General features: G+C 71.1%; 6 protein-coding genes. 5 read left to right on the top strand and 1 reads right to left on the bottom strand.

The window, feature by feature from the left end; genetic code table 11:
• Positions 1–433: 433 nt before the first annotated feature.
• A complete protein-coding gene (locus tag V7067_RS11750) occupies positions 434–1,168 on the top strand; it encodes a TIGR00730 family Rossman fold protein (protein WP_334176097.1) in 735 nt (244 codons plus the stop codon).
• Positions 1,169–1,184: 16 nt separating this feature from the next.
• Here V7067_RS11750 and V7067_RS11755 read toward each other — a convergent pair whose 3' ends face one another.
• Positions 1,185–2,123 (bottom strand): pirin family protein, encoded by a 939-nt coding sequence (locus V7067_RS11755; RefSeq protein ID WP_334176092.1) that lies wholly within the window; start codon positions 2,121–2,123, stop codon positions 1,185–1,187.
• A 743-nt stretch (positions 2,124–2,866) separates the two neighbouring features.
• Between V7067_RS11755 and bcsN the strand changes: the two genes are divergently transcribed.
• From bcsN to V7067_RS11775, 4 genes are all read left to right on the top strand, one after another.
• Entirely contained in the window at positions 2,867–3,844 is a 978-nt protein-coding gene (bcsN, locus tag V7067_RS11760) for a cellulose biosynthesis protein BcsN (RefSeq protein WP_334176093.1), read from the top strand.
• Between the two features lie 149 nt (positions 3,845–3,993).
• Positions 3,994–6,180 carry a UDP-forming cellulose synthase catalytic subunit gene (gene bcsA, locus V7067_RS11765; protein ID WP_334176094.1) on the top strand — a complete coding sequence of 729 codons (2,187 nt, stop codon included), beginning with the start codon at positions 3,994–3,996 and terminating at the stop codon, positions 6,178–6,180.
• Between the two features lie 17 nt (positions 6,181–6,197).
• On the top strand, positions 6,198–8,687 hold the full coding sequence (locus V7067_RS11770) for a cellulose biosynthesis cyclic di-GMP-binding regulatory protein BcsB (protein ID WP_334176095.1): 2,490 nt from the start codon (positions 6,198–6,200) through the stop codon (positions 8,685–8,687).
• Positions 8,684–10,483: hypothetical protein (locus V7067_RS11775; RefSeq protein WP_334176096.1), on the top strand; the 1,800-nt coding region annotated here is incomplete at its 3' end. The genes V7067_RS11770 and V7067_RS11775, both read left to right, overlap by 4 nt.

The following is a 10,483-nucleotide window of genomic DNA, read 5'->3' on the forward strand; positions in this document are numbered from 1 at the left end:
CTGCGGCCCGGGACCGGCCGCCGCCGCATGGCTTTCAAGGCGCCGGCCCGGCGCAGGACTTTCACCGCGCCGGCCCGGCGCAAGGCTCTCACCGCGCCGGCCCGGCGCATCACCCTCTGGACCCATGATGGCAAACCCTCCGCTGCGCGGCGCCGGCCGGACCGCGCCCGATGCCTTCTAGACCATTTCCGCGGCCCGGAAAACGCAGCCGCGCCCCTGGTGCCGGAAAGCGCAATCCCCTGTCGCCGGGCCGGACGGGATTGCAACGCGGCCCGCAAAGGCCGACATCTGGGAGCCCCTTGCCGGCCACCGCGGCTGCTCTGCCGCCGCCCCGGCGCCCGACAGATTCAGGGAGACGTGCGTGACGACCCCAGACCCCGCCGGCCCGGCCGGCGCACCGGCCATCGACCCCGCCCGGGACAACAGCCCCCAGATGGCCTCGGCCTCCTACCGCCTGCCGGCGCTCGATCAGGATTTCCTGCTCAGCGACACCATGCGCGGCGTCCGTTTCATGCTGGAATATGCCAAGGCGGAAGAGGCCCTGCGCGATGCGCGGGTGCGCTCCACGCTGGTGGTGTTCGGCAGCGCGCGGGTGCGGCCCGACAACGGCAATGCCCGCCATGCCGGGTGGTATGAGCAGGCGCGGCTGTTCGGCCGCATCGCCTCGCTGCGCGGCGGCGCGCTCGCCCCGGTCAGCGGCTGGCGCGACAACGTCATCGCCACCGGCGGCGGGCCGGGCGTGATGGAGGCCGCCAACCGCGGCGCGCGCGAGGTCGGCGCCCCGACCATCGGCTTCAACATCTCGCTGCCGCGCGAGCAGCAGCCCAACCCCTACCAGTCGCCGGACCTCACCTTCCGCTTCCACTATTTCGCCATGCGCAAGATGCACCTGGCGATGCGCGCCAACGCGCTCGTCGCCTTCCCCGGCGGCTTCGGCACCTTCGACGAGCTGTTCGAGGTGCTGACCCTGCGCCAGACCCACAAATCGCCGCCGATCCCCATCGTGCTGTTCGACAAGGCCTACTGGACCGGCCTCATCAATTTCGGCCAGCTCGTCGAGGAAGGCATGATCGATGCCGCCGACCTGACGCTGTTCGACTATGCCGACGATGCCGAGGCGCTGTGGAACCGGCTGGTGGCCGGCGGCATCTGCGATATCACCCGCTGAAGCCGCCGCCGGCCGCTCACCGCTCCGGCAGGGGAATGAACTCGGCCCGGTCGTCCGGCGGCAGGTCGAAGCGCCCCAGACCCCAGTCGGCTGCCCGCCACGCCTCCCGGGCCGCCTCGATGCGCTCGCGCGAGGAGGCGACGAAGTTCCACCAGACGAAGCGCGGGCCGGAGAGCGTGGCCCCGCCCAGCGCCATCAGCCGCGCCCCGGCCGCCCCGGCCGTGACGGTGATGCGGTCGCCGGGGCGGAACACCATCAGCCGGCCGGCCGCATAGGCCTCGCCGGCAACGTGAATGTCGCCTTCCACGATATAGAGCCCGCGGTCCTCGTGGTCGTCGGGCAGCGGAAAGCGGGCGCCGGGGGCCAGCATCACGTCGAGATAGAAGGCCTCGGAAAAGAGCGTCGCCGGCGCGCGCTCGCCATAGGCCGAGCCGAGGATGAGGCGGGCGCGGATGCCCCCGGCCTCCAGTTCCGGCAGGCTGTCGCGCGCGTGGTGCTCGAAACGCGGCGCCATGTCTTCGTCGGCCTCGGGCAGCGCGATCCACGTCTGGATGCCGAACAGCCCGTGCGGCCCGCCGCGCTCCGGGGCGCTGGTGCGCTCCGAATGGGTCACCCCGCGGCCGGCCACCATCCAGTTCAGTTCGCCCGGCAGGATGACCTGACTGGTGCCGAGGCTGTCGCGGTGGTGCAGGTCGCCGCGATAAAGATAGGTGACGGTGCCGAGCCCGATATGCGGGTGGGGGCGGACATCGATGCCCTGCCCGGTCAGGAATTCCGCCGGCCCCATCTGGTCGAAGAAGATGAAGGGGCCGACCATCTGCCGCCGCGGCGCGGGCAGCGCGCGGCGCACCTCGAAGCCGCCGAGGTCGCGGGCCCGCGGCACGATCAGCGTTTCGATGGCGTCAGGGCCGGTCTCCTGCGGAGCGCCGGGCATCAGGGCCGGATTCCAGCTCATGGACGTTTCCTCCGTTTCTTGCCGCTATTTGTTGCCGCCGTTTCCCGCCGCCATTCTGCGCCCCTTGCAGGCCGCTGGCCAACAGGCCGGCGGAAGACACACTGTCATCCCCGCGACAACGCTGCCGGCGCAACGCCCGGTGGCACCGGCCGCTGTGCGCGGGCGGGGTTGAGTCGCCACCCCGCACAACCGGCCGGCGCCGGCGCCGCCCCGCAGCGGATGGCGGGCGGCCGGGCGGGAGCCGCAGGGCTGCGCCGGAGCCGGCATCACGCATATGTGAAACAAAAAGCGCATCGGACGGCTTTCTGCGCATAAGAAATGCTCCGCCGCCGGCCCGCGGCGGCAGGCAAGTCCGCCGCCGCGAAAGTTGCTGCACCGCACGCGGCGCGGCGACACCCGGCCCGTCAGGTTGGCAACAGCGCAGCGGCGCCGGATAATGGCCAGCAACTCACATTGATAATCTCTGAGTAACCATGAGTTACAATCGTTAATATCATATTAACCAAAGATTTTTAGTTTTGTATTGCTCTAAAAGGAATGCAATTTTATGTAATGATTGACATCACAACAATCGCCCTGATCGTTGACAGCTTACCCACCGCCCATTAAGGGCCACTCCGAACAGAAGGGTTAAAGCAGCAGACGGGCTCGCCAGAAGTCCCGCGTCAGTTGCAGAAGCGAGGCCAGTGGTGATCTTGCAGGCTTGCGGAAACGGAATTGCCCGCCGGCTCGGGATGCCGGCGGTGGGCGGTCTGCTGCTGGTGCTGGCCGGCTGCGCCGGCGGCCCGGGCATCAGTTCCGAACCGGTTCTGCTGCCGGCCGACGCGGCCCGCGTCGCCACCGTTCCGCCGGCACCGCCGGTGACGGGCGTGGTGGAAACCCGCTCCGGCCGCACGGTGACCCAGAAGATCATGCTGCGCACGGCCGCCCCGGTGCCGGGCGAAAACGCTATCGAGGTCACCATAAGGCCGGGCAAGGCGACCCTGCCCGATGCCGCGGTGCTCGGTGCGCAGATGGCGGCAGCGGCCCCGATGGCGCTGGCGCCCTCCGGCCGGGTGGTGCGCAACGCCTACGGGCCGTTCGGCTATGCCTACGGGCGGCGCGGCGGCATCGGCTGCATCTACGCCTGGCAGGCGCTGCCGGGCGCGCCGCGCACCTTCGGCAGCGAGGCGATCGACATCCGCGTGCGCATCTGCGCGCCCGGAGCCGGCGAAAACCGCCTTGTGGCGATGGCGGCGGCAATCACGGTTTCGGCGGCCGGCGCCACGCCGGCCCCGGTCTATGGCGTTCCGGCCGCCGGCGGCAGCTATGGCACGCCGGTCTACGGAACGCCGGTCTACGGCGCTCCGGCGGGCGGGGCCGTCTATGCCGGCGACGACACGCCGGCGCCGCGGCACCGGACCGTGTACCGGGCCCCCGCTGCCCCGGCCTATACCCGGCCGGCAGCCGCAATGACAGCGACACCGGTTTCCCCCGCCGCGACGGCGCCGGGCGGCCAGGCCGCTGCACCCGCCGCCCGCCCCGACAACGTGCGCCCGACCGGCCCGCTCGGCATCGATCCCCCGCTGGGCATGCCGACGACGCTGCAGGGCGACAGCCAGAAGACGGCCGCGAAGCGGATCGTGGTGCCGGTGCCGCCGGCCCCGCCCGCGGCAGGGCCGGCGGAAAGCGGCCCCGCGACAGGCACGCAGGGCGGCACAGCCGTCGTCCCTGCGCCCTGAGAACACCGGCCCGCGGCAAGCGGCCGGCAGATGAGACCGGATCATCGGACCCTGCGCGCCGGGAGGGGTGGCAGCAGCGGACGATGCCGCCGGGGCAGACAGATAAGGCGGCTAAGGCGGCGTCCGGCCGCCGGGGAGGCACCGTGTTCATGACTGTGGTTTGGGGCAGCCTGTTTGCCGTCTCTTCGGCCGTGCTGATTGCCGTGCTGACGCTGTCCGTCAGCCTTGCATCGCACTGGCTGCTGGCGCTCTGCGTCACCGCGCTGCTGATTGCGCTGAAGTTCCTGCGCCCGACCGGGGTGCTCAGGGCGGTGTTCCTGAGCTTCGCGCTGGCCATCGTGGCGCGTTATGTCTACTGGCGCACCACGTCCACCATCCCGCCGGTGTCCGAGCTGCAGAACTTCATTCCCGGCGTCGTGCTTTACGCGGCGGAGATGTACAGCGTGGCGGTGCTGCTGCTGTCGCTGTTCGTGGTGATCGATCCGCTGGACCGCGCCCCGGCGCCCCGTCTGGCGCCCGAAAAGCTGCCCACGGTCGACGTGCTGGTGCCGAGCTACAACGAGAGCGCCGACATTCTGGCCATGACGCTCGCCTCGGCGAAGGCGATGGACTATCCGGCCGGCCGGCTCACGGTCTATCTGCTCGACGACGGCGCGACGGAGGAGCGGTGCGCCGCCACCGATATCGGGGTGCGCGACAGGGCGCTGGCCCGCCGTGCCGAGCTGACGACGCTGTGCGAACAGCTTGGCGTGCATTATCTGTCGCGCGCCAACAATGCCGGCGCCAAGGCCGGCAACCTCAACGCCGCGCTGCCGCGCATCCACAGCGATCTTGTGGTGGTGTTCGACGCCGATCACGCCCCCGCGCGCGATTTCCTGAACGAGACGGTCGGCTATTTCGACAGCGATCCGAAACTGTTTCTGGTGCAGACGCCGCACTTCTTCCTCAACCCGGACCCGCTGGAGCGGAACCTGCAGTTCTCCGACCGCGTGTCGTCGGAAAGCGACCAGTTCTACGGCCTCGTGCAGCGCGGCATGGACAAGTGGAATGCGACGTTCTTCTGCGGCTCGGCCGCCGTGCTGCGCCGCAGTGCGCTCAACGATGCCGGCGGCTTCTCCGGCGTGTCGATCACCGAGGACTGCGAGACGGCACTCGAACTGCACGCCCGCGGCTGGAACAGCATCTACGTTTCCAAGCCGATGATCGCCGGGCTGCAGCCGGAAACCTATGCCTCGTTCATCCGCCAGCGCTCGCGCTGGGCACAGGGCATGACGCAGATCTTCATGCTGAAGCGCCCGCCCTTCATGCGCGGCCTGACGCTGCCCCAGCGTCTCTGCTACACCAGCAGCCAGCTTTTCTGGCTGTTCCCGTTCTCGCGGCTCATCTTCACGGTCGCGCCGCTGCTCTATCTCTTCTTCGGCCTGCAGATTTTCAATTCGTCCGGCTACGAGTTCGCAGCCTATACGATCATCTACGTTCTGGTGAATGCGCTCATCCAGAGCATGGTGTTCGGCCGCTATCGCTGGCCGTGGATGTCCGAACTCTATGAATATGTGCAGTCGATCTATCTGATCGGCGCCGTGACGGCGGCCGTGATATCGCCGCGCAAGGCCATCTTCAAAGTCACCACCAAGAACGAGACCGTGGACAAGGATCGCGTCTCGTCGCTCGGCTGGCCGTTCTACGGCATGGTCGCGCTGCTGGCGCTGGGCGTGGCGGCCACGGTGTGGCGCTATTTCGCCGATCCCTTCGGCCGCGACGTGACGCTGGTGGTGGGGGCGTGGAACCTCATCAACCTGATGCTGGGCGCGCTGGCGCTGGGCGTGGTGGCCGAGCGGCGCAACCTGCGCCGGGCGCCGCGCGTGGCGCTCGACCGCAGCGGCGAACTGATCGTCGGCGATGTGCGCTATCCGGTCACCATCGACAACGGGTCGATGTCCGGCGTGGGTCTCGTCATGGAGGCCGGAGCGGCACCGGAACTGCAGACCGGGCAGACGGTCGGGCTGAGCTTCCACACCACGGTGGCGGTGCCGCAGGGCACGCTGACGCTGACGGTGCGCAACATCCAGCCGGAGGGCGCCACCGCCATCAAGGTCGGCTGCGATGCGCGCCACGAGGATGTGGTGGGGCAGCGCATGCTGGCCGACCTGCTGTTCGCCGAATCCGGGCGCTGGGTTGCCAGCACCCAGCGGCGGCGCAGCCCGGTCGGCATCCTGCGGGCGGCCAGCTATGTGTTCTACTGGACACTGCGCCACGGCACCCGCGCCCTCGGCTATCTCCATCTGGGTCCGGACAGGCCGCGCGACGGCGCTTCCGCTCCCCATAAGCCGCAGTGATGTCCGGAGGCATTGCGATGAACCCGATCGTGAGTGCACCGGTCCGCCCGCGTGCCCGCCTGCTGGCGGCGGCCGCCTTCGTGCTGCTGGCCGGCACCGCCCCGCTGGCGGCGCAGGATGCCCTGCCGCCTGCCGCCGCGCCTGCCCCCGCGGCCGACGCCATCCGCCCGGCCGGCACCCCGCGCGAGGTGTTCCGCCTTCACCCCGACCGGCCGGAGGCGCCGAAGGCCGCGCCCGCCGCGCCGGCGGAACAGGGGCCGCCGCCGCCCCAGCGCATCCTGTTCAGCGACACCGGCCAGCGGCTGACCGGCGAGATGGCCTCGGCCACCGCCACGCTGTTCCTGAGCGCCGACGAGGCCAGCCGCCCGGCAACGTTCTCGCTCGGCTACCACAACGCCGTGGCCGTGATGCCGGAGGCCTCGCAGCTCGCCGTTTTCATCAACGGCGAAGCCCTGACGCAGGTTCCGATCAACTCTGCGCGCGGAGACACACGCGTCAGCGTGGCTGTGCCGGCGGGTCTGCTTCAGGCCGGGGCCAACCGCGTCGTCATCCGCGCCGCCATGCGCCACCGCGTCGACTGCTCGCTGTCGGCCACCTATGAGCTGTGGACCGATCTCGTCCCCGCCATGACCGGCTTCAGCTTCGCCGGCCCGAAGACGGTGCTGCAGGGCTTCACCGACCTTGCCGCCGTCGGCGTCGACGACAAGGGGCAGACGTACATCGATATCGTGCGCGCCGGCGGCGGCACGACCGGCATCGACGATGCCGCCACCGTGACCGGCCTTGCCGCCAGCGTGGCGGTGCTCGGCCGCATGCCCCATCCGGTGGTGCAGATCGTCGATACGGCGCCCGCCGCCGCCCGCCCCGGCCACATGACCGTGCTGATCGGCCCGGCCGCCGACGTGGCGCGCGTCACGCGCGTGGGCAGCGGCACGGCCGGGCAGGACGCCACGTTCGAGTTCGCGTCCGATCCCGCGACCGGCATTCCCACCCTCGTGCTCACCGGGCCGCGCCGCGGCGATGCCGCCGCGGCGGCGCAGATGTTCATCCGTCAGGCCCGCACAATCACGACGTCCGGCGGAACGGCCCGGCCGTGGCGCCTGCCGGACACGCTGCGGGCGCGCGGCGGCGAGACCATGACGCTCGCCGACCTCGGCATGACGACGCAGACCTTCTCCGGCCGGCGCTTCCTCGACGGCTTCGACATCGAATTGCCAGCGGATTTCTACGGCTCCGAGAACGGCGTCGCCACGTTGCGCCTCAACGCCGCCTTCTCCCCGCAGGTGGCTGTCGGCAGCATGCTCAGCATTCTGGTCAACGGCAGCGTCGCCGCCGCCGTGCAGGTGCCGCGGCAGGGCGGCATGCTGCTGGAGGGCTATGCGCTGCGCCTGCCGATGACGCATTTCCGGCCGGGCCTGAACCGCATCTCGTTCGAGGGCGAACTGCGGACCGCGGCCGACACGGTGTGCGCACCGGGCGCCACGATGACCATCACCGAGCGCTTTGCGCTGTTCGATACCAGCACGCTGACGCTGCCGGCCTTCGGCCGTCTCGGCCGCTGGCCCAGCCTGTCGGCCTTCGCGGCCGACGGCTTCCCCATGGGCGGCGGGCCGGACGATCCGATTCCGCTGGTGGTCGGCCCGGGCGACACCACTCTCGGCGCCGCGGCAACCCTGCTCAGCCGGCTGTCGCTCAGCCTCGGCACGCCGGTTGCCGTCACGCCGGTTCCGGCCGCCGCCGCAGGCAGCCAGCAGGAAGCGCTGATCGTGGCCCCGGTCGGCCAGTTGCCGCCGGAGGTGGGCGCCGTCACCTTCCCGGCCGGCCTTGCCCCCCTGCCCGTGCCGGTGCGCACGGTGCTGGATTCCGGCGGCCGCCGCGACGGCTATGGCGAGGCGCTGGAGCGGCTGAAGACGCTGGAAAGCCAGAGCCGCAAGCCGGCCGACGGCAGCACGGCCGACGACGCCCGCGCGCTCTATGACACATGGCGCACGAACATGACCGGGCAGCCGCCGGCCGACAGCCGCGAAACGCTGATGAGCGCTGTCGTGTCGCGCCGCACGGCCGATGCCCTGCGCGGCGGCCCGCGCAGCCTGCCGGCCGGCGGCTTTGCGCTGACGCAGGCGGCCTCCGCCCGGCCGGCCTGGTTCGACTGGCTGCTGCCGCAGGCCGCCCCGGCGGCATGGACCGTGGCCACCGCCCCCGATGCCGCGGCCCTTGCCGCGGGCATCACCGCCGTGACCGCACCGGCCATGTGGCAGGAGCTGCATGGCGGCACCGCCGTGCTCAGCCCCGGGCAGAGCGACGAGCCGACCTTCTATGCCGCCCCGGCGGAGGTCGATTCCGGCGGCCTGCTGCTGTCCGGCCCCGGCAATGTGCGCCGGGTGGCAGGCAACTGGTTCTCGTTCAACATCACGGCCTACGTCGTCGTCATCGCCGCGCTTGCCTTCGTCAGCGGCCTGAGCGGCTGGGCGTTCGTTCGCCGCATCGGACGCAGGAGCATGGCATGAGCACGCCCGATGCAGAAGCCCGCCACCCTGCGGCCCGCCGTCTGGCAGCCGGCCTCCTCGCGGCCTGCCGGGCGCCGGCCGTGCACGGCCGGCTGCGCCGCCTCGCCCTCTCGTCCTGCGCGCTGGCGGCCCTGATGCTGCCGGCCCTGACGCTGCCGGCACTGGCGCAGGGGACGTCCGACCCGGCACACGGCGATGCGCCGGCCGCCGCAACGCCGCTCACCGCGCTTCCGCTCGCCACCACGACCGGCACGGCCGACGGCCCGGCACCGGACAGCACGGCAACCGGCGGCAGCGGCGTCGACGACACCGCACTGCGCTATTTCATCAAGCAGGGCGATATGGCCCGCGCCCGCGCCGAACTGGAGCGGCTGCACCTGCTGCACCCCGACTGGGAGCCGCCGGCCAGCCTGTTCAACCCCGGCGCCCGCACCGAAAGCGACGAGCAGGCGGCATGGGATCTGCTGGCCGCCGGAAAGGGCGCGGAGGCCCGCAGCGCCGTCAGCCAGCGCCAGAGCGCCAATCCGGACTGGAAACCCTCGGCGGCGCTGCTGCGCGCCCTCGATGCGTTCGAGGCCCGCAGCCGCCTCATCAACGCCGCAACGGCCTCGCAGTGGCGCACGGTCCTGTCCACGGCCGACCAGCTTCAGGACCAGATGGACTGCGACCACGCCGACATCCTGTGGGCGGTTGCCGAAGCCTATGCCCGAACGGACCAGACGGCGCGCGCGCTCGATGCCTATCGCTTCATGATGAAGACCTGCGGGCAGACCGCCCTGCGCGTCGCCACCCTGCAGAAGGCGATGACGACGCTGCCGGCCGGCGATTTCCAGACCCTGCTGCAGCAGGTGCCGCAGTCGGAGCGCGAGGGCGCGGACTTCAGCGCCGTGGAACTGGACCTCGCCCGCCGCGCCATATCCGCCGCCAACGACCAGCCGGACACGGTCGCACCGATGCCGCAGCTGGAGATGGTGGCCACCGCCGCCCGCAAGGGCGACGAAGACGGCGCCCGCGATGCCACGTTGCTCGGCTACTATGCCTATCGCCACAACGATCTCGACAGCGCGCTGGCGTGGTTCGATTTCTCGCTCGGCCACGGCGGCGGCGCCAAGGCGGCGGAAGGCTATGTGCTGGCCCTGCACGCCATGCAGCGCTCGCTCGATGCCGAGCCGATCGCCTACAAATGGCGCGATGCCAGCACCGACAACATGGCCGCCTATGTGACGGCCATGACCACGGCGCTGACGACGGCCAGCGCCGTCAAGATCGACCAGCCCGTGCTGGACCGGTTCGCCGCGGTGGTGGGATCGGTCCGCTCGCCGCTCGGCGCGCAGGCCATCGCCTGGTATGCGCTGAACTCCGGCCAGCCCGGCATGGCCGCGGACTGGTTCCGCCTGTCGGTGGAATGGCAGCGCTCCGAGGTGGCCGTCTACGGTCTGGGCCTTGCCTATCAGGATCTGGGCGACCGGGCGCGCTTCGATGCGCTGATCCGGGCGTGGACGCCGGTCTATCCGCGCCTGCCGGTGCTCTATGCCCACAGCGCCGACGCCCTGCCGCAGGACCTGAGCGATGCCCGCTCCGGCATGACCGAGGCCGAGCGGCAGCTTCGCATGTCGCGCGAGCCGCCGACCCACCATGGCATTCCCATGCCCGACGGCACCATGGCGGCGGTGCCCGGCGAAGGTGTGTCGAACCGGCCGGTGGCCGTGGCCGGTGCCACGACCGCCGCGCGCAGCAATGCCGGCCGGATGACGGCCGGCAGCGGCGGCGGACAGGTGGCCTCCGGTGGCAGCGGC

The sequence above is a fragment of the Pseudoxanthobacter sp. genome (assembly GCF_036822375.1).
GTDB lineage: Bacteria > Pseudomonadota > Alphaproteobacteria > Rhizobiales > Segnochrobactraceae > Pseudoxanthobacter.

Bases quoted from the DNA above. Each gene is read 5' to 3' on its own strand.
- V7067_RS11755 (WP_334176092.1), bottom strand. From the start codon at position 2,123: ATGAGCTGGAATCCGGCCCTGATGCCCGGCGCTCCGCAGGAGACCGGC.
- bcsA (WP_334176094.1), top strand. From the start codon at position 3,994: ATGACTGTGGTTTGGGGCAGCCTGTTTGCCGTCTCTTCGGCCGTGCTG.
- V7067_RS11770 (WP_334176095.1), top strand. From the start codon at position 6,198: ATGAACCCGATCGTGAGTGCACCGGTCCGCCCGCGTGCCCGCCTGCTG.
- V7067_RS11750 (WP_334176097.1), top strand. From the start codon at position 434: ATGGCCTCGGCCTCCTACCGCCTGCCGGCGCTCGATCAGGATTTCCTG.